The 22,258-nt window shown below is 47.2% G+C and carries 21 protein-coding genes and 1 pseudogene; 12 read left to right on the plus strand and 10 right to left on the minus strand.

Translation table 11 applies throughout. The features are described from left to right. Window positions 1–172 precede the first annotated feature (172 nt). The 3 genes and pseudogenes from T472_RS03965 to T472_RS03975 all read left to right on the plus strand — a co-directional run bounded on the left by T472_RS03965 (window position 173) and on the right by T472_RS03975 (window position 2,137). Window positions 173–707: pseudogene (locus tag T472_RS03965) on the plus strand (DUF7309 domain-containing protein). A 113-nt stretch (window positions 708–820) separates the two neighbouring features. Next, window positions 821–1,105: a DUF6930 domain-containing protein gene (locus T472_RS03970; protein ID WP_023387801.1), complete on the plus strand. Its 285-nt coding sequence runs from the start codon at window positions 821–823 to the stop codon at window positions 1,103–1,105. A 57-nt stretch (window positions 1,106–1,162) separates the two neighbouring features. Then, complete coding sequence (locus T472_RS03975; protein WP_023387800.1) at window positions 1,163–2,137, plus strand: hydroxyacid dehydrogenase; 975 nt, start codon at window positions 1,163–1,165, stop codon at window positions 2,135–2,137. Window positions 2,138–2,351: 214 nt separating this feature from the next. On the opposite strand, the gene T472_RS03980 is transcribed toward T472_RS03975, so the two are convergent. Beyond that, window positions 2,352–4,154, minus strand: coding sequence for a sigma-54-dependent transcriptional regulator (locus T472_RS03980; protein WP_023387799.1), 1,803 nt, complete (start codon window positions 4,152–4,154; stop codon window positions 2,352–2,354). 219 nt (window positions 4,155–4,373) lie between these two features. Here T472_RS03980 and T472_RS03985 point away from each other — a divergent pair, with 219 nt between their 5' ends. The 8 genes from T472_RS03985 (at window position 4,374) to T472_RS04020 (ending at window position 13,449) form a co-directional block, all read left to right on the plus strand. Further along, entirely contained in the window at window positions 4,374–5,651 is a 1,278-nt protein-coding gene (locus tag T472_RS03985) for a four-carbon acid sugar kinase family protein (RefSeq protein ID WP_023387798.1), read from the plus strand. Continuing rightward, window positions 5,641–6,792: an iron-containing alcohol dehydrogenase gene (locus T472_RS03990; protein ID WP_023387797.1), complete on the plus strand. Its 1,152-nt coding sequence runs from the start codon at window positions 5,641–5,643 to the stop codon at window positions 6,790–6,792. The genes T472_RS03985 and T472_RS03990 overlap by 11 nt, the downstream gene beginning before the upstream one ends. 13 nt (window positions 6,793–6,805) lie before the next feature. Then, complete coding sequence (dapA, locus tag T472_RS03995; RefSeq protein ID WP_040906625.1) at window positions 6,806–7,702, plus strand: 4-hydroxy-tetrahydrodipicolinate synthase; 897 nt, start codon at window positions 6,806–6,808, stop codon at window positions 7,700–7,702. A 10-nt stretch (window positions 7,703–7,712) separates the two neighbouring features. Continuing rightward, window positions 7,713–8,753 (plus strand): 4-hydroxythreonine-4-phosphate dehydrogenase PdxA, encoded by a 1,041-nt coding sequence (pdxA, locus tag T472_RS04000; protein WP_023387795.1) that lies wholly within the window; start codon window positions 7,713–7,715, stop codon window positions 8,751–8,753. Between the two features lie 13 nt (window positions 8,754–8,766). Further along, window positions 8,767–9,840: a TAXI family TRAP transporter solute-binding subunit gene (locus T472_RS04005; protein WP_023387794.1), complete on the plus strand. Its 1,074-nt coding sequence runs from the start codon at window positions 8,767–8,769 to the stop codon at window positions 9,838–9,840. A gap of 71 nt (window positions 9,841–9,911) precedes the next feature. Continuing rightward, window positions 9,912–11,858: a TRAP transporter permease gene (locus T472_RS04010; RefSeq protein ID WP_023385231.1), complete on the plus strand. Its 1,947-nt coding sequence runs from the start codon at window positions 9,912–9,914 to the stop codon at window positions 11,856–11,858. 14 nt (window positions 11,859–11,872) lie between these two features. Beyond that, window positions 11,873–12,325: a NanQ anomerase/TabA/YiaL family protein gene (locus T472_RS04015; RefSeq protein WP_023385229.1), complete on the plus strand. Its 453-nt coding sequence runs from the start codon at window positions 11,873–11,875 to the stop codon at window positions 12,323–12,325. 56 nt (window positions 12,326–12,381) lie between these two features. Further along, on the plus strand, window positions 12,382–13,449 hold the full coding sequence (locus T472_RS04020; RefSeq protein ID WP_023385225.1) for a sialidase family protein: 1,068 nt from the start codon (window positions 12,382–12,384) through the stop codon (window positions 13,447–13,449). Window positions 13,450–13,536: 87 nt separating this feature from the next. On the opposite strand, the gene T472_RS04025 is transcribed toward T472_RS04020, so the two are convergent. The 9 genes from T472_RS04025 to T472_RS04065 all read right to left on the minus strand — a co-directional run bounded on the left by T472_RS04025 (window position 13,537) and on the right by T472_RS04065 (window position 21,432). After that, on the minus strand, window positions 13,537–13,785 hold the full coding sequence (locus T472_RS04025) for a MoaD/ThiS family protein (RefSeq protein ID WP_023385222.1): 249 nt from the start codon (window positions 13,783–13,785) through the stop codon (window positions 13,537–13,539). A 17-nt stretch (window positions 13,786–13,802) separates the two neighbouring features. Beyond that, a complete protein-coding gene (locus T472_RS04030) occupies window positions 13,803–14,672 on the minus strand; it encodes an NAD-dependent epimerase/dehydratase family protein (RefSeq protein WP_023385220.1) in 870 nt (289 codons plus the stop codon). A gap of 79 nt (window positions 14,673–14,751) precedes the next feature. After that, window positions 14,752–16,605, minus strand: coding sequence for an aldehyde ferredoxin oxidoreductase family protein (locus T472_RS04035; protein ID WP_023385218.1), 1,854 nt, complete (start codon window positions 16,603–16,605; stop codon window positions 14,752–14,754). A 44-nt stretch (window positions 16,606–16,649) separates the two neighbouring features. Continuing rightward, the gene (locus T472_RS04040; protein ID WP_207643943.1) at window positions 16,650–18,011 is read right to left on the minus strand and encodes a DUF362 domain-containing protein; all 1,362 of its coding nucleotides are present in this window, start codon (window positions 18,009–18,011) and stop codon (window positions 16,650–16,652) included. Between the two features lie 63 nt (window positions 18,012–18,074). After that, entirely contained in the window at window positions 18,075–18,410 is a 336-nt protein-coding gene (locus T472_RS04045) for a hypothetical protein (protein ID WP_023385213.1), read from the minus strand. A gap of 15 nt (window positions 18,411–18,425) precedes the next feature. Then, a complete protein-coding gene (locus tag T472_RS04050; protein WP_160319118.1) occupies window positions 18,426–19,487 on the minus strand; it encodes a CobW family GTP-binding protein in 1,062 nt (353 codons plus the stop codon). 468 nt (window positions 19,488–19,955) lie between these two features. Further along, window positions 19,956–20,396 carry a DUF1893 domain-containing protein gene (locus T472_RS04055; RefSeq protein WP_023385209.1) on the minus strand — a complete coding sequence of 147 codons (441 nt, stop codon included), beginning with the start codon at window positions 20,394–20,396 and terminating at the stop codon, window positions 19,956–19,958. Then, on the minus strand, window positions 20,377–20,907 hold the full coding sequence (locus T472_RS04060; RefSeq protein ID WP_023863335.1) for an ECF transporter S component: 531 nt from the start codon (window positions 20,905–20,907) through the stop codon (window positions 20,377–20,379). The genes T472_RS04055 and T472_RS04060 overlap by 20 nt, the downstream gene beginning before the upstream one ends. 39 nt (window positions 20,908–20,946) lie before the next feature. Then, the gene (locus T472_RS04065) at window positions 20,947–21,432 is read right to left on the minus strand and encodes a DUF3842 family protein (protein WP_242864760.1); all 486 of its coding nucleotides are present in this window, start codon (window positions 21,430–21,432) and stop codon (window positions 20,947–20,949) included. 94 nt (window positions 21,433–21,526) lie between these two features. On the opposite strand from T472_RS04065, the gene larC reads away from it, so the two are divergent. Next, window positions 21,527–22,246, plus strand: a complete 720-nt coding sequence (larC, locus tag T472_RS04070) for a nickel pincer cofactor biosynthesis protein LarC (RefSeq protein WP_023387406.1) — start codon at window positions 21,527–21,529, stop codon at window positions 22,244–22,246. Window positions 22,247–22,258 lie beyond the last annotated feature (12 nt).

Raw genomic sequence — 22,258 nt, forward strand, 5'->3', positions numbered from 1 at the left:
AGCGGGGTCCTACCCGATTTTAAAGTCTTGAGGATGTGGCACAATGGAAGTAGCATTTGGTGAAGGGAAAGTTATGAACGAAAAGGATTTGAATACCTGGAAAAGACTTTATGAGGCTGCGAACCTGCTCAAGGCTCAGAAACCATAGGAACTTCTGGATGATTATGATTTTGTGACTGTAGAGAGAAAGGATGGTAAAAGTTCCGCATACTGTACCGTCCTGGGAGACCTTCTCAAGTCACATACTATATCAGTATATGAGTCTGAGGACGCCCTATATGACAAAATCTATGAACTGGACAATGAAGACATCCCGTGGCACCAGGCAGCAATGTACAACAACAGTATCAATGTCATTTTTGGAGACAGAGACCTGCTTTTTACCTGCTGACAGGGAAAAAATAGACCTTCTTGGTCTTAAATACAGGGGAAGGAAAGCGTGGCCTCTGTTCAGGTCCCTTGAAAAGGGCCGTATGCAGAGGATGATTGATGCAAAGGAAGCTGCAAGGCTTACGGATGTAATCCTCCAGCTTGCTGAGGCCTTTTCTGACATTCGAGCCCGCGAACTGGTCCTTAGTGACGATAATGATGAGACAATCCTCAGGAGATATGACAGGAAGAGCAAAAAGTGGGAGACGGTTGTGGCGTCCCTGAACTACAAACCGAAAAGTCTCGCCAGCTTCAGCATAACTGACGAGTCCTCATGAAGCAGCTGAAAAGGAGAAAAAAGCTTAAGACGGTAATGGAAATAGATGTAATTCACCATATCATCAGCATAGCCCTCGGAGAGGATGGAGGATTCCCGCTCGAGAGATAAGCAATGTGCTGCGAGGCTGGTAATCCATCAGATCCTTACCTGATTGAAGTTTTGATTCCTGAAGATGAGGAAATTCCAACAATACTGAATATCCTGCTTGGGTATATCGAGGAGTTCGGAAGACCCGGTGAAATAAGGCTTAGGGATGACATGATAGAGATTTCAATCAAGGAAATATGCGATGAGCTTGGAATAAGGACATCCGTTTCAGGGTCTCTTCCAGCAATCGATGCGGCATTTGAATCGGTGACCGGGCTTAATAGGCTGAGATTTATTGACGGGGAATGAATCTGCGGACATACTGGATCATGAGAAAGGTCAGAAATAATTGAAGCGAGGCGGATAATGGATACTGTAATTTTATCACATGCACTTTACAAGGACGGAATGGATGTACTGGACGGAAAGGTTGACCTGGTCATAACTAACAATGGAAAGAGCGATGAGATCCTTGACGAGCTGAAAAAGGCGGATGGATTCATACTGAGGATAGGGAAGATCGACAGAAGGGCAATCGAGGCATGTCCCGGGCTCAGGGTAATAACAAGGACAGGCGTAGGCTGCGACAACGTCGACCTGAAGGCTGCAACGGAACGCGGGATACCTGTGGTGTTCTGTCCCACCCAGCATGCAAGGGCTGTGGCCGAACATACCCTGGCGATGATATTCGCACTGTCCAAGAACCTTATAGAAAGCCACAATGAGACACTTAAGGGCAACTTCAACATAAGGAACAAATACCAGGCGGTGGATGTGAAGAGCAAGACAGTCTCCATAGTTGGCTTCGGAAATATCGGTAAGGAGCTGGCGAGCCTGTGCAAGGGCATAGGGATGGATGTGCTCATATGTGATTCAATGAAAAAAAGAGAGATTATTGAGAATATGGGATACAGGCACACTGACAATCTTGATGAAGCGATAGGGGAAGCAGATTACCTGTCCCTTAACATACCATTCCGACCTGAGACAAAGCACATCATATCAAAGCCTCAGCTGGACATGATGAAAAAGGGTGCATTCTTCCTTAACTGCGCCCGCGGGGAGCTGGTAAATGAAAACGACCTGTATGATGCTCTTCTGGAGAAGAGGATCGCTGGAGCTGCAATTGATGTCATGCAGGTGGAACCAATACAGAAGGAACATCCGCTCCTGAGTCTTGATAATATAATCATAACGCCTCACATGGCTCCGCTTACTAAGGAGACAACCGCGGAAATAGTAAAGATAGCCGCGGAAGGGACGCTGGCGGTACTCAGTGGCAAGAAATGGCCCTATGTTGCGAATCCTGAAGTTTATGACCATCCTCGATGGAAGGCATAATACACACCTCTATAGTTTCATTGCAGTAATTGGTTCCTCTGAAGTGGATTATAGACATCCTCTTCAGGGGAATCATTCTTTTTTCAGAATTGTAACTATGAGAAAGGATGATGATCTGAATGCTATGTCGATTAATGGTCACTTGAACCATTGAAATGAAAGTGACCCCCGGTCAGACAGGGGTCACTGGTACACATCATTTTTTTAGGGGGGATCACTTAAGGTGCCGCCAGAGTGTTGTCCTGCTTATTCCGAGCTGTTTGGCAGTCGTTGTAAGGTTATCGTTGTTCAGCTTGAGGACCCTCTTTATGACCTCCTTGCTGATATCGTCCAAGGTCATCGATGAATCCAGCTTAAGGTGGATGGTATCCTCGGAATCGATCTGGGCAGTGGAGCTGTTCGAAAGGATAGCGGTTTCCTTCTGAAGGATCGATTTGACATTCTCCTTGGAGATATATGTAGTTGTGGTGATAACCGAAAGTTCATTCAGCACGCGTTTGAACTGCGTATAGTTATATGGCCAGTCGTATTCCTGGAGAAGGGCAATCGCATCGGTATCAAATCCAAGCACCTGGTTGGAGGTGTCCAGATTTAGTGTGCCCAGATAAAGGCTGGATGCATCCGGGATCTCTTCAATCTTTTCCCTGAGAGGATCCATATGTATGTTGGAACACTGGAGCTTGTTCATGTATTCAAGCCTTATTGAGAGCTTTGGTTCTTCTGTGGTGTTTACACATGAGATGATCAGCTTGTTCCTCTTGTGCAGATCCAGATCCCTTATAAGGGCAAGAAGGTCCAGGGCGCTCTTGTCCGACAGCTTTTGCAGGTCGCTTATGAATATCACATTTGATTTGTCCAGCAGAGGCGAATTAGTGTTTGTGGTCAGATATTTCATGCCCTTCTCATTTAACAGGCCGCAGTCAATGTTGACCAATGGATTGTTTGAGTATGGGTGGAAAGTATAGAGCAGGTTGGCCATCTGGGATTTTCCGGTCCCTACTTCACCTGTAAGCATGATCGGGGACTTGCTCAGGCTAAGCTGCTCGATATCATAATGGTTCTTGCTTGTCGTGTTGATGATGCTGAAGAAGCTGTTGAAGAATGAGTCTTCAACCTGAGCCTTGTTGTAGTAGTTGATTCCGCTGAGCTGTCCGGATGTAGGTGCCTTGTCATATCTGAAATAGTAGACTGCGTATTCTCTCTCCTGATTTAGGATCCTCCTGCACCTTATCGTGTACAGGTTTTCGTTTATTGTCTTGTATATCTTGTGGGAACCGAGCTTTAGCGTATTAGGCAGCTCGCTCCTCAGGAGTTCAATTATCGTGTCGGTGTCTTCAGAGGTTATCGAGTCGAATATGATGTTGCTGTTGCTGTCGAACACGATGACATTGTCACCATTCCCCCTTATTATCTCCTCGAGGAACTTGTTGTCCTCCTTGACGTGGATGTAGCTTTTGTACAGCTTCACTGCCTGGTCTATTGCGCTTTTGATGCTTTCCTCTCCGGAAGTGATGAGTATCGCATTCATACCCATCCTTTTGGCAAGGGTCGTAGTGATCATATCGCTAAGCACCATTTTGTAACCCTGCTTCTTAAGGTTCTTGAGGGTTTCGCTTGCCTCTTCCTTGCTGTGGATCGTGAAGAGGTCGATGTTTGACTGCAAAACATCGCAAAGCATCTGGGCACTTGTGATGATTGCAGGATATCCTACTATGGCGTATTTTTCTGAATAGTTTTCGGCAAGCTTGATGGTCCTCAAAATATCATATACTGATATGTTGATCTCGATCAGCGGTATCTCAGTGATCTTGCTGATCATCTGGGCGGTACCTCCTCTGGAGATGATAATATCGCAGTTGCTGCTGATATTACGCTTTGCGATTTCAACACCCTCATTAAGGTCTCCTACAAAGACGCTAAGGTCAATGTCATCTCTCTGGGATGCGATTCTTGCCATTATTGACTTCATGCCTTCATAAGGGGCTATGCCTAAAATCTTAACCTTGTTTTGACTCATGATGATGCTCCTCAAATCGGAATTTAGTTCGTTTACTTATGAAACAATGATAGCACAAACGGAAATTAGAGTCTATAATTTTGCAAACCGTTTCAAAATTAAACATAATTTGTGTGACAATGCGGTTGTAAACGATAAAAACATAAAGTAGAATTGAAACATAAGTAAGCGATTCCAAATAGGGTTGCAGATTGAAACGAATCGAATGGAGGTTAAACAATGGTGAAATTAATAGTCATAGCTGATGATTTCACAGGGGCACTTGATACAGCCGTTCAATTCGCTTCCGAAGGTGCTAATACAAAGGTTGTTGTGGATTCGAACTATCAGCTCAGTCAGATCAATGAGGATGTTGAAGTACTGGTCATAAATGCCGAGAGCAGACATCTTTCATCTGATGAAGCCTATCTGGTTGTTCATAGAATTGTAGAACAGGCTGTTGGTTTAGGTATACCGAATATCTTCAAAAAGACAGACTCTGCCTTGAGAGGAAACATCGGAAGTGAATTGGCGGCAGTGGTGGATGCTTCAAAAAGGTCAGCTCTTCATTTTATACCGGCTTTTCCACAAATGAGGAGGACGACAAAAAATGGAGTCCACTTCATAGATGGAGTTCCAGTACATGAAAGTGTATTCGGAAAGGATCCGTTTGAACCGGTGAAGAAATCAGTGGTGGCTGACATCATCCGTGAACAGAGCAGCATAGATCTCATCAATGTGTTTGAGTCATCTGATGCAGTTGAGGTGAAGAACCCGACCATACTGATATATGATGCAGGGACCGAAAGCAAGCTCTCCGAGATAACAGATGGGTTGTATGTGGAAAACCAGCCGCTCCTAATCGCAGGATGTGCAGGACTCGCCTCAGTCCTATCAAAGAAGCTCAGCTTCAGGAATGCAGGGGAGAAGAAACCGATAATATGCAACAGGCTCCTGGTGGTTTGCGGAAGTGTAAATCCCATAACATTAGCTCAGCTGGAATATGCGGAGAAGAATGGTTTCAGCAGGGTGCATCTGACAACTGAACAAAGGATGATTGATAATTATCTGGAAACTGCTGACGGGAACAGCGCAGTGGCTGCCTGGATGGAAACATTGAGAAACAATGACAGATGTATCCTTGACAGCCAGGACCCGACAGGCGGACTTGATGACCAGGAGTTCATAGCAAGGAACAGCATGTCAATCAACGACGTAAGGATGAAGATCTCGACAAATATGGGAAGGGTCGTAAAGCGGCTTCTCCAGGAAGGCCTGGACAGCGCAATCATGATAACCGGCGGAGATACGCTGATGGGATTCATAAACCAGACGGACATCAAGGAAATCACTCCAATAGAAGATGTTGTTTCAGGGACAGTCCTCTTCACGATTGAGTTCGAAGGAAGGACAGTGCAGATACTCAGCAAGTCAGGCGGATTCGGCAATGAGAAGCTGCTGATAACCCTGGCAGAGCGGATGTTCGCGAATAGAAAGGAGATTGCACATGCTAGATAAATACAATCTGAAAATGCCCAAGGAGGTCTACAGCGGGGTAAACTCACTTGATAAGATGAAGGATATCCTCAAGGGTAAGTCCAAGGTGGTAATATTCACAGACAAGGGAATAGCTAACTCAGGACTTCTGGAGATACCCCTTCAATATGTAAAGGAAGCCGGCGTCTCATATGAGCTGCTGGATGACCTGAAGGTAGAGCCGTCGTGTGACGAGGTCCAGGAAGTCGTTGACAGGTTCAAGACCACGAAAGCCGAGCTTATAATCGCAGTAGGCGGAGGCAGTGTCATGGATACCGCTAAGCTTGCATCGGTGCTGTTCACAAATGACTATACTGTAAGGGACCTGCTCTCTGATCCATCCAAGGCTGTGAAGAACATCAAGACACTCATGATACCGACGACAGCAGGAACTGGCTCTGAAGCCACACCGAACAGCATTGTACTTGTTCCGGAGAAGCAGATGAAGGTAGGTATCGTAAACGATGAGATGATATCTGACTATGTGATACTGGATGCTGTGATGATCAAGAAGCTTCCAAGGAAAATAGCGGCAGCAACTGAAATTGATGCATTATCCCATGCAATAGAGTGCTATACATCCAACAAGGCCAACCCGTTCAGCAACATGTTCGCGCTTGAAGCGCTGGACCTGATCATGAACAACATAGAGGAAGCCTGCAATAATCCGGAAGCAATGGAAGCAAAGAACTCCATGATGATCGCTTCCTTCTACGCAGGAGTTGCGATTGCAACCTCAGGAACCACAGCAGTACATGCGCTGTCGTATCCACTGGGAGGAAAGTACCATGTACCCCATGGTGTATCAAACGCGATTATGCTGATGCCGGTGATGAGGTTCAACGAACCGATGTGCAGGGAACTGTTTGCGAAGGCGTACGACCGTGTAAGCCGTTCAAATCCTTCTTTGACAGTTGAAGAGAAATCCAAATGGATGCTTAACAGGCTTCAGGAGATCCTTGTGAACCTGGACATTCCTACAAACCTCAAGGAATACAACGTTCCTGAATCTGACCTGGACATACTTGTTGAATCAGGAATGGAAGTCCAGAGACTGCTTGTAAACAACATGAGACATGTCACCCACGAAGACGCCAGAGCATTGTATCTGGAAGTACTGTAAGGAGCACGAAGAGATGGTAGAGATCAAAGGCATAATTCCAGCGATAATAACACCGATGAACGAGGATGAGTCAGTAAATGAGGCTGAACTCAGGAAACAGGTACAGAGACAGCTTGAAGCAGGAGTACATGGAATATTCCCTTTCGGAACTAATGGTGAAGGCTACATACTCAGCGAAGCCGAGAAGAAGAGAGTACTTGAGATAGTTGTTGAAGAAGTAGGCGGCAGGGTTCCTGTTTATGCAGGAACAGGCTGTATCGGCACTAAGGACACCATAAGGCAGTCACTGGTCGCGAAAGAAGCCGGAGCTGACATTCTTTCAATAATAACACCTTCATTCGCGCTTGCATCACAGAATGAGATCTATGAGCACTATAAAGCGGTAGCCGAAGCGGTTGACATGCCAATCGTGCTGTATAACATACCGGCTAGGACAGGGAATTCAATTGCACCTGCTACAGTCAGGAAGCTCAGCCAGATACCAAATATCATAGGAGTCAAGGACAGCAGCGGCAACTTTGACAACCTTCTCCAATATATCGAGGAGACAAGGGACAGGAAGGATTTCGCGGTACTTGCAGGAAATGATTCGCTGATACTCTGGAACCTGCTTGCTGGTGGAACGGGCGGAATAGCAGGATGTGCAAATGTTTATCCAAAGACAATGGTCGCAATATACGAAAACTTCATCGCAGGAAACATGGAGAAGGCCCGTGAGGCTCAGGACAGCCTGAGAAGCTTCAGAAACTGCTTCAAGTTCGGGAATCCAAACACAATAGTCAAAAAGGCAGTTCAGCTTCTAGGCTATGAGGTAGGATTGTGCAGAGCACCCTTTAACCAGGTATCAGCAGAAGGCGTAGCTGCAGTACAGAAGGTCCTGGATGAGAACAAAGAAAAGAATATGTGGTAGGAGTTGAGAGATGAGCGAAAAGCTGAAAATCGGCATCACAATGGGTGATCCTGCCAGTATAGGTCCTGAAATAACAGTAAGGGCATTTGCAGACAAGGCACTCTATGAGATGTGCAATCCGGTTGTAATAGGTGATGCGGATGTAATGGCAGAAGCAGTGAAGATTGTGGGCAAGCCAGAGATAAGGATCAATTCAATCGAAAAGATATCGGACGCTAAATTCGAATATGGGACTATTGATGTATATGACATGAAGCTTGTTGACATCAGCAATTTCGAGAGGGGCACTGTTTCAGTAATTTCAGGTGAGGCGGCGTTCCAGTACGTAAAGACGGTAATCGAGCTTGCTTTAGCTGGTGAAGTGGATGCAACCGTAACGAACGCACTGAATAAGGAAGCGATAAACCTGGCTGGTCATCATTATTCCGGACATACCGAAATATATGCGGACCTGACAAAGACATCAAAATATTCAATGATGCTTGCGCATGAGAACCTGAGGGTCGTGCATGTTTCAACACATGTGTCACTCAGGAAAGCGTGTGACCTGGTAAAGAAGGAAAGAGTATTGGAAGTCATAAGGATTGCGAACAATGCCTGCAAGGCCCTCGGAATCGAGAGTCCCAAGGTAGGGGTCGCAGGACTGAATCCCCACAGCGGGGAGAACGGACTTTTCGGGGATGAGGAAATACTTGAGATCATCCCGGCTATCAAACAGGCAAAACAAGAAGGTATAATTGTTGAAGGCCCAATACCGCCTGATACGATTTTCTCTAAAGCAAAAGGGGGAATGTATGACATAGTAGTAGCCATGTATCATGATCAGGGTCATATTCCGCTGAAGGTCCTGGGGTTTGTCTACAACCAGAAGGAGCAGAAGTGGGATGCGGTGTCAGGTGTAAACATCACTTTAGGTCTGCCAATCATCAGGGTTTCTGTTGATCATGGTACGGCATTCGATCAGGCAGGTATGGGTACGGCAAGTGAGCTCAGTTTAAGAAATGCAATCGAGTATAGTATTCTTTTGGCTAACAGTAAAAAAATTAACTAATTGGAGGGAAATTATGTTAAGTGTAAGGAAAAAAGTTCTTGGTCTTGGTCTTGCAATGGTAATGGCAATAGGTATGGCAGCGTGCGGGTCAAAGACACCAGATCCGACTCAGGCGCCAACAACTCCTGGAGCTCCAACAACAGCTCCAAAGCTTGACCTCAAAGCAAACGTTCTCTTTGCTACCTTTGAAGTCGGAACAAGCAACTACAATATCTCTGCAGAATTCGGAAAGCTCTGGGAAGACAATGGAATAGGGACAGTTGACGTACAGCCCATATCCCCTGGCGGAATGGGAGCACCTTACCTGTTTCAAGGCGGAAAGGCCGACATGGCGTTCATAAACGGAGCACCTGCAAGATGGGCTATGGAGACCGGTACTCTTGGAAAGGCTCCGACAGACGGATACCTTGCAATGGTTGGAGAGCTATCAGCGGTTTCAGCTGTTAACTTCCTTACTAAGGCATTCATAGACAAGTACAAGGTAGATACAATTGAAGAGGCTATAAGGCAGAAGCTTCCTGTAAGGATAGGCTGCAGCCCGATAGGATCAATGGACAATGAAGTTGTAATGATACTGCTTGATTACCTCAAAGTTACCGAAGCTGACATCAAGTCATGGGGCGGAGACATCGTCAGAGGCGGAGGTTCAGACCTTGCTGCAATGGTAAAGGACGGAAAGCTTGACTACATGCTTGACCACACTTCAGTAAACTCATCCACAATGCAGGAAGTTGCAATGTCAGTAGACGTAAAGTTCCTTCAGTGGGAAGATGCGACTATAGAGTACTTCGTCAAGGAAAAGGGATTCCAGAGAGTCAACATAGCACCGAACTCATGGAAGGGACAGACTGAGGCGATAGTCAACGCTGGAACACCTGACTGCCTGTTCGTAAGAGAGGACCTTGATGAGGAAGTAGTTTACCAGATGACTAAGATACTTTGCGAGAACAGGGATTACCTTGTAAAGGTGTTTGCATCACTCGAGCCGTTCAATCCTGCAACTGCATGGGAATCTGAAAGAATAGGCGGAGTCAAGCTTCATCCAGGCGCTGAAAGATACTTCAAAGAAGCTGGTTTCATGAAATAATCAAAGGGAAATATCAATATTGGAGACCGCATATGCGGTCTCCAATAAAGATATAAATGGAGGAAAAATTAATGGCAGATAAAGTTGAAGTGCTCATCAACACGGACGATGGTCTTGTTGAAAAAGCTAAAATGTCAAAGACCAGATACATCGCACTGATTGTCGTAGCGATTGGGTTCATCAGTTTCCAGATGTACCTGGCACTCGTCAGGCCGATGGACAGGTGGCTGCAGGTTCCTTACCACCTTTGCTTTGGACTTCTGGCGACATTCCTGTTCAAACCCATGGCTACAGGTAAGAAGAAGAAATGGGCCATTGCCTTATCGTGGATATATGATGCGCTTTTGTATGCAATGATCGCTTACATCGCATATTACTTCACTGCTAATCTGTCGTATCTCCAGAATCGAATCTATAATGTCGATATAATGAGAACGCCTGACCTTATAGCCGGATACATGATGGTGTTTGTGGTAATGGAAGCAGTAAGACGTACCATGGGAATGGCACTGTTTGGCTTCATAGCTTTCTTCATAGCTTATGCGTTCATCGGACAGAAGATTCCTGGAATCTTCAAGTTCAGAGGTATGTCATGGCAGGGATTCGCTGAAGTTATGGTAATGGATGTCAATGGTATCCTTGGTTCGCCTCTTACCGCATCCCTCAACACTTTGTTCTATTTCCTTCTGTTTGGAGCATTCTTCTCTGTATGCGGCGGCGGCCAGGTCCTGATCGACCTTGGAATGAAGCTCAGTGACAAGACTGTTGGCGGACCTGCGAAAGCATCAGTAATATCCAGCGGCCTTATGGGAATGATCTCAGGAAGTGCAGTGGCAAATGTTACAACAACAGGCGTACTTACAATTCCTCTCATGAAGAAGTCAGGCTATGAGCCGCATCAGGCTGCTGCAGTAGAGGCCATTGCGTCAACAGGTGGTCAGATAATGCCTCCTATCATGGGTGTTGGTGCTTTCATAATGGCTGAGATGATAGGCGTGAGCTACCTAAAGATAGCAACATCAGCCCTGATTCCGGCACTTGCCTACTACGGTTCAGTATTCCTTCTTGTTCACTTCATCGCAAAGCGTAAATCCATGGTCAACCTGGGTGAAGAGGTCAAGTATGAGTCAGATCCGATTGTTCCAAGACTTTATCAGCTTATTCCGATTATCGTGCTTGTTTTCATAATAGTAACCGGTGGTTCCCTTACAAGAGCGGCTATCGTAGCAACTGCACTGTCAATCATTGTAAGCTTTATCAGCAAGAAGACAAGGATGAACGCCAGACAACTTATCAATGCAACTCTTGATGGAGTTAAACAGGCTGCAGGAATAGTAATCCCAACCGCTGCATGTGGAATAATGATAGGTATCGTAGTTCAGTCAGGTGTTGCCAACAAGCTCACGAAGATAATTGCACAGTCTGGAGATTCAAGCATTGCACTGGCACTTATTTTTGCCATGGGTGGATGCCTTCTTCTTGGAATGGCTCTGCCGACTGTTGCGGCATACCTTATCGCAAACATACTGTTCAGCTCGACTCTCATCAACCTTGGGATAGGCGCACTGCCAGCAAACATGTTCATATTCTACTTTGGTGTCATAGCTCAGATCACACCTCCTGTTTGTCTCGCATCCTTCACAGCAGCGGGAATAGCAGGCTCAGGTTCATGGAAAACCGGATGGACAGCCTTTGGATATGCCTTCGTTGCTTTCCTCGTTCCGTTCGTATTCGTATTCCAGCCGGAGTTGCTGCTTGTCTCAGGTACATACCTTGATACAGCGTTTGCAGCAGCTGTCCTTGCTTATGGAATAATCTTCCTTGCATCTGGATTGACAGGGTACATGTTCATACCATTTGAGAACAAGCTTATCAGAGCATTGATGGTTGTAGTTTCAATAATGATAATCATTCCACAGACTATAGTAACGATTGTTGGAAGCCTGATTGGAGCGGGTCTTCTCGCATACTTCTACCTACAGTCAAAAAAGCACGTTAAAGCACGTGTTCAGGCTTAGTTTGGTGATTTGAGATGATCGTAGATAAACTTAAGAACATTGAGCTTTACAAAAGTATGATACCCAACCTGGAGAATGGGCTTGAAGCGATTAAGGACCAGATGGATAAAATGGAGACAGGCCGCTACGAGTTTGACGGCGGATTCTTCATGGTCCAGAAGGGCGAAACGAAACCGATGGCAGAAGGATTGTTCGAAGCACACAGGAAGTTCATCGATATACAGATAGTTGTTCATGGAGACGAAGAGATTGCATGGGCTGAGCTTGAGGATACTACCGAAAAGACTGCATATGATGAGATGAAGGATGCCGCATATTATGAGGCTTCCGAGAGACATAGCCTATATGTATCAGAAGGGATGTTCTATGTCGCTTTTCCGCATGATGCCCATAAGGCGATAAGGCACACATCCAATAGCCACAAGTTTGAAAAGATAGTCCTTAAGATGCCCGTAAGTCAGAAATAGAGGCATAAAGGTCCAACAAGGAACGGCAGAATATCAGGTAACAGAGGAGTAATTGCATGAAGAGCAGAAACATCCCAACACTATTTCCGCACAACCACGCATCCAACCTGTTGCTTCTCAGCAATGGTGATGTACTGTGCACATGGTTCGGGGGATCCTGTGAGGGAAAAGCCGACATTTCAATACACCTTGCAAGACTTTCAAGCGGGGCAGAAGAGTGGGAGAAACCAATGATACTTTCTGATGACACAGAGCGTTCGGAACAGAATCCGATACTCTTTGAAATATCACCAGGTGTCATATGGCTTATTTACACAGCGCAGATTGGAATCCATCAGGATACTGCAGTGGTCAGATGGAGAAAGTCTGAAGACTATGGCCAGACCTGGAGCGAGATCAGGAATCTGTTCAGCGAAGCAGGTATCTTTGTGAGAAATCCTCCTGTTGTTCTGGATAATGGCGATATTCTACTTCCGGCGTACTACTGCCTGAAGTCAAAATCAGGATTCCTGGGCGAAGACTATAGCGTCGTAAAGCGTTCAAGCGACATGGGCCTAACATGGAGCGAGACGGTTATCGATGGAAGCGCGGGTCTGGTACACATGACCCTGGTGGAGACAAAGGACAAGAAGCTTGTTGGCTTCTTCAGAAACAGAAGGGCAGACTACATCTATTCAACTGTATCGGAGGATGGGGGAAAGACCTGGAAGATTCCATACCCATTGGACCTTCCGAACAACAACTCATCGATCCAATGCACAAAACTTAAGGACGACAGCCTTGTCCTGATCTTCAATGATGTCAACAAGCACATTGCACCGCCAAAGGTCAACAGGCCGCCATGGTTCGACAAGAAGGACATGGACAAGATTGAGCTTGATGTCACAGAAGAACCAAGCTCAGTATGGGGAGTCAGAAGAAACCCTCTGGTGATAGCAAGGTCAGTTGATGATGGAATGACATGGGAAAGAGTGAAGACCGTAATCACAAAAGACGGCATTGAGGGAGAACCCGAATTCTCATACCCATCTATCAAGCAGGCACCTGATGGAACTATCCATGTATCATATACGTTCATGAGGCAGTATATAAGGCACGAAGAACTGACAGAGAACTTCGAATAACAGGAATAAGACAACCGGCACCCCCAAATAAGCCGGTTGTCTTATTATTGCAGCATTGTATTAAGCTGGCAAGTTTCAAAGGAGTTCTTAACCTCCACCCAGGATGCCAAGTATGAAGACCTCGTCTCCGTCATGGAGCATCGTATTGGGCCCGGCATTCTTCTTGTTGACCATGCAGGTTACACTCCTGAAGTTGTCCCTGCTGGTTCCGGGTGAATCGTCAATAAGGCTCTGAATAAGCGCATCGACAGTGGAGCCCTCAGGAAGGGTTACCGTCCTTCTTGCATTGGTCATTCCAGCCAACGGGACACCTATGTACTTCATCTCAATGCGCATGTCATCATCTCCTGTAGCTACATTCCGTTTATTGCATCATCGACTGCCTTCTGGAGGAGCTCGATGAATTTCGGGAATGGCGTGTTCTGGAAGGAAAGGAGCCTCTGCGATTCCTCGGTGTCATACCAGTCGCCGTAGATAGGCTTCTCAGGGTATTCCGCATCCTCTGCAGGAACATCGAGCACTGCAAGGAACTTCTCAACGAATTCGCTGCCTCTCATCTGCCATGTCTTACCGCCGGACACTATAAGTACCTTGTTTGCAGCTTCCTCGTTTTCGACTGCACCGATAAGGGCGCTTACCACATCGCCCCTATAGACGAATTCCACCCTCTGGTCTGCGACGAATGGCCACGATGGGGGATCCATAAGGGCTGCAAGGACAACCCCTGCTACCCTCAGTATAGTATAGGTTATTCCGGATTCAAGCACGTATTTTTCTGCTGCCACCTTGGATTCGCTGTAGAAGGTATTGGGCTTCTGCAGAGTCGTCGGCTTCACAGGCGGTTCATCCATTGTGCTGTCACCATAGGAAGCGACGGTTGACGAGAATATCAGCCTTGCCCTGCTTCCGTCGGCCTTTATGGCATCCACAAGGTTCGAGGTACCCTTGACGTTTACCGCAAAGGTCTTGTCCCTGTTCCGTTCGCTTACGGGAGGAAGAAGCGCTGCAAGATGGACGACCATGTCCATTCCCCTGACAGCCTCACCAATTGATGAAGGATCTGTTATATCTCCCTTTATACCTTCAATTCCATATTCTTCAAGTCCATCGTAGTTGGCATTAGGTATGTCATAGGCGTATACCTTGAAGCCTTTCCTGGAGAGGGCTATGGAAAGCTCCTTTCCCATGCTTCCTGCACCGCCGGTTATTAGCAGTTTCTTCAATATGTACCACACCTTTGCTTCTTAGTTTATGCGAGGATATTTTGGGCCGCCCGGTTTTAGCTGGGCGGCCCGGAGTCTTCTAGTAGAAATCCTTGGCTACAAAATCCAGCCCCAGGTTCTCGTAGCTTCTCTTGCTCGGAATTCCAGTCTCACTGTCCCATCCTGCAAATGCGAAGAAATTAGCTGCCAGCCTGTCAACATCAATATCAACTCCAGCGAGTGGACCGACTGTCTGAGGAGGCTTTCCTACTCCTCTGTTGGTAATTGTCATGTCAGAGAGCCTCTTGCCTTCCCTGAGATTGAAGCTGTGCCTGAGATCAAGTATCCTTAGGCCTGTGGCCATCTGGTCCTGTGACTTGAATGAATTCCCGGTTATTGCCTCGAGATACTCAGCCTCAGCTCCCTGGACACCAGAGAACATTAGGAACAGACAGAAGCCTGCTGCGTTATTGATCTCCTGGCCCGTAGTGAGGGTGACATCGAGGAATCCTGTGGTCCTGTAGTCATACTTGTCGCCGAGTGGTACTCCTGACGCCTGGGCAAGTCCCAGTCCGCCCTTTACGTGCCTTCCTGGAGTCGGGTCGAACTTGTATGTTCTCGCGAAACCCGGTGCAAGCTTTGGGTCATGCATCGGAAGCTCTATTCCTGACGCTGTCTGAAGGTATTCTGCACCCTTTCCGAAGTGCTTTGCGGCAAAGGCTGACCCGTTTGCAAGTATTGCTCCGACTCCTTCACAGTCAGCTATCTTCTGTGTCAAAGCGACTATGGCAGCTCCATCGCCCCACTTGAGGTCTATGCCATCCAGCTCTTCCTTCGAGAGGATTCCCTCGTTGTAGCATTCCATAGCCCACGCTACGGTCATACCCGCAGAGATCGTATCAAGCCCGTACCTGTTGCAGATCTCGTTGCATTTGAATATCGAATCCATTTCCGAGTTAAGGAGTGTCGACCCGAATGAGGCAAGGGTCTCGTATTCAGGTCTCTCTGTCGGACCAAGGGGCCATCTTCCGTCATTAACCTCATACTCCGCTCCGCAACCCATAGGGCAGTTGGCACATGCGTACTTCTTGGTCTTGTAGGTCTTGTCGTAGGTAGGCGTAGCTACCTTGCCAGCCGCCTCTTCTCCAAAATCCACTATACCGACTCCGCCCCAGTTCTTGACAGGGGAATCTCCGTTTAGGGCAGAGGCGCCAGTTCCGACTCCGGTTCCGTATTCTCCGAAACCCTGTGCGGCAGGGCTTTCCTTAAGGGCGGCAGTGATCTTCCTGTTGATGGCATTTACCTTTTCCGGTGAGAATACAGGTGTTTCCTTGGTTCCGTAAGCTACTATCGCCTTCAGCTTCTTGGAACCCATGACAGCACCGCCGCCGCCTCTTCCAGGAGCCCTGTGTCCGTCATTTATCGGGCAGGAGAGGTATGCCATCTTTTCACCTGAAGGGCCTATGGCAACTACTCTCGCCTTTGGCTGTCCTGTGGCTTCCTTAAGTGCCTCCCAGGTCTCCTTGGCATCCATTCCCCAGAGTGAAGATGCATCCCTGAGCTCAGCTGTACCTTCATTGACATACAGGTAAACAGGAGTCGGGGAAATCCCCTTTATGAAGACTGCGTCAAAGCCTGCCTTCTTGAGCTCGGGTCCGAAATAGCCGCCTGAATTCGCATCGTTCCATCCGCCTGTGACAGGGGATTTGCAAACCAGGGTGTATCTTCCGCCAAACATTGCCTTTGATCCGGTTGCAGGGCCTGTTATGAATCCCAGTATGCTCTCGGGACCAAGCGGGTCAGCACCTTTAGGCATTTCCTCATAAAGCACTTTTGCACCAATTCCGTATCCGCCAATATACTTGTCGGTTATGTCCTTTGTAAGTTCCCTTTCTTCAATGGCACCGGTTGTAAGATCTACAAACAGCATCTTACCCATGTATCCATATAACATGTCTCTTTTCCCCCCCTCATATTGAAGTGATTTCTGCGACCATCCTACTCTTCATCAAGGATAGATATTTCATCGACCTTTCCCTTTGGTTTGATATGAAGCTCAGCAAATGAAAGTCTTGGCAAATCATAGAAATACTCACCAGGCTCATAGTTTCCGCTTCTGAGCGCTTCCTTGTTGACCTTTCCGAAGATGTTGTCAGGAGTATATGGCGGGAACCAGAAGTCAGTCTCTTCGCCAGGTTCAGATTCAACAAGTATGTACTCTGTCGACCCGATTCCGTTGTATTCTCCTGCGTTGCACTGTGCCCACTGGCTTATCTTGGCAATGCTGGATACGTTCGTGAACCTTTCAGTTCCAGGGTCTCCGAATCCGAACTCATCTGCCTTTGATTCAGGAAGCGCTGCCTTTGCCTCCGAAGCTTCAATGCATGCAAGGTCTACTGCGACAGGGTCCTTTGAAGCGAATATCCCTATATTCGGAACGAGTGGCCTGTCATGGAAGTTTACGCAGTCACACCATGGAGATATGTCCATTGCGTAATTTACGAAAAGGAACTTCTCCTTGCCTATGGCATGTATGTATCCTGAAGCAGCGTCAGCTATTGTTGGAGCCCATGTTGCGGTTATTTCAGGCTTCAGCGTCAGAAGTCCTGCAAAGAGGGCGGCGCTGAAGCAGCCTGCGCACTTACCGCATTTTTCGCTATGGAAATGGAAAACGCCATCCTTCCATTCGAAGGCATCGAACGGACATCCTTCGATAGCCCTATCGACCATATTCGGATGAGGTGCCTGAGCCAGCTGCTGGGCAGCCGCCTGGTTGGCTTCCATTGCCTGGATTCCATAGACAGGGTGATTCATGAAGTGGGTGGAGATCTTTCCTCTCTTTGAACCCATGCCTATACCGACATTCTTGAGAGCTCCGCCGTAGACTCCCATGGGGTGTCCCTTGAAGTGGGTGACCACTATGCATGCATCAAGCTCAAGGAGCTTCTTGCCCATGAACGAGTGCTTCATGTATACGCCGCGTGGAATCTCTACCTGAACATCGTCGAATCCGTAGTCTCCGTCGCAGATCCATATCGGACATCCGAGGGCTTCCTCTGTGAAGCCGTGCCTTGCTATCGCCCTTAGATGGTCAGACTTAATTGCCCTTGATGTAAAGTCTCCGAAGGTAATTGTGTTGCAGTCAACAATGACAGGATTTCCGCCTAGCCTCTTGACTTCCTCTACGATTGCCCCGACCCACTGAGGCCTGAGGTTGAGTGAATTTCCATACTCACCCATGTGGATCTTGATACCGACCGTGTCGCCTTCCTTGAACAGCGTCTTGAGACCTGCGTCCCTCAGAAGCTTCACAGCCTTGAAAGGAGTGCTCTCCTGAAGGCTGTTGGCTCTGTCGTTCATAAAGTATACTTTCGATGCCAATTTGATTCCCCCCTTTTTATATTCTGGTCTTTCCGGAGACCATCAAGTCATGACAGATGCTTTCGTGGCAATGATCTTAGCAAGTGATTCGAGCTTGTAGTTGAGGTTTGCGGCTCCGTCAAGCGCCGCTGGCTTACCGAGTGATTCATTAAGCGCGACGGCTGCGTCCATGCAGCCCTGAGCAAGGTCGGTACCTTCCTTTGACCTGAGCCACACCTTGTTCCTGCATTTCTTAGCCCAGTCCACAGTGCCGGTGATGATTTCAAGAAGCTCTGCATAATGCTCCTCAGAATAGCTTTCCTTGAAACCCTCCAATGATTCTGCAGTACCCTTGATTAACTTGTAGGTCTCGTCGATGATTTCGCGTCCGTCACTCATTTTCATTCCTCCCCTTTATCCTTGATATGCGCACTCACTGAAGCTTTCCTGCAATAGTTTCTCATCCGGCAACCCTTCTCCGATGACAACAATGACACTCTTCCGCTCTTCTCCGCCTTCCCACTTCCTGTCTGCTTTTGAATGGAAGGTCTTCCTGACTGCCTGGAATTCAAATCTTTCGTCAAAGCCCTGGAAATTGAAGAACCCCTTGCTTCTAAGCATCTTCGTGCCTTCTTTCATGAAGAGGTTCTGAAGCCAGGCATTTACCTTCTCCTTGTCCATGGGCCTTGTTTCAGTCAGCGCTATTGTCCTTATGTCATCCATTCCAAATGCTCTCCTTCCTTCCATTAGTCTGCCGCATACTTCTTCAAGCTGTTCGTGAAGGCCTATGTCAGTTACCATCCTCGGATCGACCTCTCCGAATTTAGCACGTACGATCCTCGCCATCATGTTCATTCCCCTGATGCGTTCCTCAAGCTTGTCGACTTCGGCTTCATCAGCAAGGTCGGTCTTGTTTATGATCACAACATCAGCAAGAGCAGCCTGCTCACGTGCTATCCTGTATTCATCAAGGTCCAGGCTGCCGTAATCGGCGCTGACCATGGCTATGTAGCTTCCGAGCCTGTAATTCTTTGCCACATCCCCCAGGAAGAACAGCTGAACCAGGTCCTCGGGCTTGTCCAGGCCGCTGCTTTCCATCAGCACTGAATCAAAGGTCTTTCCGTACCTTTCATACAGGCTGTCAAGGAACCCGTACAGCATCAGCTGAGGGTCATGGTGCATTGAAACCCCTGGAAACACATGGACCCTTTCCTTGGGAAGATGGACAAGCAGGTCATCTATGGAAATCGAACCGAACTCCCTTACTATGACATCGACCCTTGTGTCATCTGATGCCCTGATCAGATGATTGACATGCGTTGTCTTTCCTGAACCCAGGAAACCACCTATTACAGTTACAGGAACCTTGGGACCCTTGCTCGCGGGTCCTTCCTTGTCATCCCTGTGGATATGCTCATGCATCCTTCCCATAGTGTCGTTTGAATGCAGATGCTTTGTGTGGCTATGGTCACTCATATGACACTGGTCATGTGTATGACCCTGGTCGCGTGAGTGCGAGTGACCTTGGTGATTGTGAGAATGCCTATGCTCCATGAGAACCTCCTGACGTCGTATCTGCTGAAAATTCGGGCAATTTATAGTGTGATTTGTCATGTCTTACCGAACGTGTTCAACATAAGCGTAATACTAAAAGACAAGCTTGTAAACGATTGCTAAACTGATAACAAATATAAAACAGAGCAGTTTGTATATGTAAAACAAATAGATGTTACGGATATATGAAGGGTGAGAGCTGAAATAGTGTGCTTCAAATGGCTTAACCAAGCCATCTTAGTCCCCAAAAACGCAACTAAGCCCGAAATTGCGAGATTTATTTGAAAAATCAAGCGATTTCGGGCTTTTAGGGCATCATAAAGGACAGGGGATTTGCTCCAATAAGAAACAAAACTCCCCATACCATTTACAATAAATTCATATAGTTTACTATAATGTTACAGTATTTTTCATCAATTCTGAGATAGCCTGCTTTATTTTAACAAAGGCTTCCTCTGGGTCATATACTCCGGTTACGGACTGCTCCAGAGGACATTTCCCGTCATTTGTCCTGTTTATTATGTATGGGACGGTCTCCAAAGCATCGATCCTGACGCCGTGGACCTTGGCTGCATCCAGAGCCTCTTCGCTGACCAAAGGGGTGTAAATGTTCCTGATACCAAGCTTGACTGCCATAAGCAGTGCTGCTTTTCCTATTACCTTGTCCACGAGTGTAAGGTTTCCGGATCTTTCATCGATGGGCTTTTCCATGAATGCTAAAAGTGGCTTTACCCCGATTCCAACATGGGTGAAGATGATCTCGCCATCCCTTAATATTATGCATGCTGCCTCATGCGTCTCGAGAAGCTCCTTAGCCAGCCTTGCGTTCACTGAAATGCACACCTGCCTTTTCGAGGGATAGGACCAGGAATGGAATCAGCAGGAGCTGAATTGCGATTCCGGGTATCCCGTTAATTATTGCACCTGTCATGTACACAGCAGGTGACAGCTTCAAACCGAGAAGGGGCTGCAGAGAGAATACTGTAATAGCCAATGCGGCCCTTCCAGTAAGCATCGCAAGAATCAGAGAAATGAATGCGTTCAGCTTCATCTTCCTGTAGAATAAGCCTGCGGCAAATCCGTAGACTGTGACTTCGACCAGCATGAAGTAAAGTACAGGAGGCTGGGGCATTCCGGTGAGAAGCGAGCTGAGTATCACAGCTGCAAATCCGGTGATTGCAGCATACCTTCCGCCTATGATGAAGCCAGCCAGTAGTACTGGTATGTGCATCGGCAGGAATACCGGGCCGGTTCCTCCGAATAGATGGAATACCTGCGGTACAAGGATTCCAAGTGCTATGAAAAGTGCTGATAGTGTAAGTGATCTTGTGTTAGTCCTCATTTTCTTCCTCCTAAAATAAATAACGCCACGAAAAGGCGGTCATGCCTTCGTGGCGTTGTAATGTCTCAGAAGTTCGTCTACTGAGAAGTCCAGTAATTCATTGATGTTAAGGTCTCTGGTACCGGGTATCTCAACATTGCACCTGTTGAGAGGGATAAGTATCTTGAGCGCCGGGCTGTTGCCGATTGCCTGTGCCATTGCCGGAGTTATCTCTCCCATTATCGAGTTAGGAATGACGATTGCCATCGGTCCCATTATCGCATCCATCTTGGGTGCGTTTACCAGAATGGCGTTTTCACCTGTCGCCCCGACATCCGCCCCGGACCTCTTCATGCCCGTGGTAGCCATTGAATTCGTTCCAAGGGCTATTATCTCGAATTTGTCAGGATGCAGCTTCCGTATCCGCTCGATTATGCTTTTTCCGAGTCCTCCGCCCTGTCCGTCTATGATTGCCACTCTCAATGTCATCACACCTATCCTTGGGCAGTAATTGACAAAATACTTTACAACCTTGTCAAGATTCATTATAAATAAAACAGGATAATGTGTCAATTATGTTATTAAGGTATGATGACATGTTAAAATTAGACTAAAACTTGAATCTTGGTGGAGGTGTCTCATGGGAGCTGCATATTTTGACTGCACCTGCGGAATCAGCGGGAATATGGTGACTGGGGCATTCCTCGATATGGGGATGCCGGCAGGGTATCTTGAAGACATGGTAATCAGGGTGCTTCCGGAATGGAGCTTTGGTCTCGATATAAGGAAACTGTCGCTTCCCGGTGGAACGGCGACCTACTTCAACACGGAAGTCTCCAAAGAGGCTGAAAGAAAGCTGGGTGTGAAATCATACTCTGAGGTCATGGCCATGATAATTAGAAGCGGACTTGAGGATACGGTAAAAAATCAAACAGCAAGGATATTTGACAGCATGGTCAAGGCGAAGGCCCGTGCCCATGGATGTTCCCTGTCTTCACTCACATATAAGGGAGAAGCATTGGTTGATACGCTTATAGATATCATTGGAGCAGTATCCGGCCTTGAATATTTTGGAGTCGACAGCGTAGTATCGACACCGATACAGGTCGGGTCAGGAAAGATCAGACTCTGGAAGGGTGACATGGATATTCCCGCTCCGATGACAAGGATCCTGCTTGAAGGCGCCCCTTACTATTCCACTGGAATGACTGGTGAGATGGCTACCCCGACCGGTTCCGCCATAATTATGGATATCGCTGAAAAATTCGGTTTCGAGAGGGAGCTTTCGATAAATAGGGCAGGGTATGGTGCGGCGACTGCCGACTCCGGACCTTCCGGCTTGTTGAAGGTGTATATATAGATGGGGGTTAGT

It is taken from the genome of Youngiibacter fragilis 232.1 (assembly GCF_000495435.3).
GTDB classification, from domain to species: Bacteria; Bacillota; Clostridia; order Clostridiales; family Clostridiaceae; genus Youngiibacter; species Youngiibacter fragilis.

Bases quoted from the DNA above. Each gene is read 5' to 3' on its own strand.
- T472_RS03970 (WP_023387801.1), top strand. From the start codon at position 821: ATGTGCTGCGAGGCTGGTAATCCATCAGATCCTTACCTGATTGAAGTT.
- T472_RS03975 (WP_023387800.1), top strand. From the start codon at position 1,163: ATGGATACTGTAATTTTATCACATGCACTTTACAAGGACGGAATGGAT.
- T472_RS03980 (WP_023387799.1), bottom strand. From the start codon at position 4,154: ATGAGTCAAAACAAGGTTAAGATTTTAGGCATAGCCCCTTATGAAGGC.
- T472_RS03985 (WP_023387798.1), top strand. From the start codon at position 4,374: ATGGTGAAATTAATAGTCATAGCTGATGATTTCACAGGGGCACTTGAT.
- T472_RS03990 (WP_023387797.1), top strand. From the start codon at position 5,641: ATGCTAGATAAATACAATCTGAAAATGCCCAAGGAGGTCTACAGCGGG.
- dapA (WP_040906625.1), top strand. From the start codon at position 6,806: ATGGTAGAGATCAAAGGCATAATTCCAGCGATAATAACACCGATGAAC.
- pdxA (WP_023387795.1), top strand. From the start codon at position 7,713: ATGAGCGAAAAGCTGAAAATCGGCATCACAATGGGTGATCCTGCCAGT.
- T472_RS04005 (WP_023387794.1), top strand. From the start codon at position 8,767: ATGTTAAGTGTAAGGAAAAAAGTTCTTGGTCTTGGTCTTGCAATGGTA.
- T472_RS04010 (WP_023385231.1), top strand. From the start codon at position 9,912: ATGGCAGATAAAGTTGAAGTGCTCATCAACACGGACGATGGTCTTGTT.
- T472_RS04015 (WP_023385229.1), top strand. From the start codon at position 11,873: ATGATCGTAGATAAACTTAAGAACATTGAGCTTTACAAAAGTATGATA.
- T472_RS04020 (WP_023385225.1), top strand. From the start codon at position 12,382: ATGAAGAGCAGAAACATCCCAACACTATTTCCGCACAACCACGCATCC.
- T472_RS04025 (WP_023385222.1), bottom strand. From the start codon at position 13,785: ATGCGCATTGAGATGAAGTACATAGGTGTCCCGTTGGCTGGAATGACC.
- T472_RS04035 (WP_023385218.1), bottom strand. From the start codon at position 16,605: ATGTTATATGGATACATGGGTAAGATGCTGTTTGTAGATCTTACAACC.
- T472_RS04040 (WP_207643943.1), bottom strand. From the start codon at position 18,011: ATGAACGACAGAGCCAACAGCCTTCAGGAGAGCACTCCTTTCAAGGCT.
- T472_RS04045 (WP_023385213.1), bottom strand. From the start codon at position 18,410: ATGAGTGACGGACGCGAAATCATCGACGAGACCTACAAGTTAATCAAG.
- T472_RS04050 (WP_160319118.1), bottom strand. From the start codon at position 19,487: ATGAGTGACCATAGCCACACAAAGCATCTGCATTCAAACGACACTATG.
- T472_RS04060 (WP_023863335.1), bottom strand. From the start codon at position 20,907: ATGAGGACTAACACAAGATCACTTACACTATCAGCACTTTTCATAGCA.
- T472_RS04065 (WP_242864760.1), bottom strand. From the start codon at position 21,432: ATGAATCTTGACAAGGTTGTAAAGTATTTTGTCAATTACTGCCCAAGG.
- larC (WP_023387406.1), top strand. From the start codon at position 21,527: ATGGGAGCTGCATATTTTGACTGCACCTGCGGAATCAGCGGGAATATG.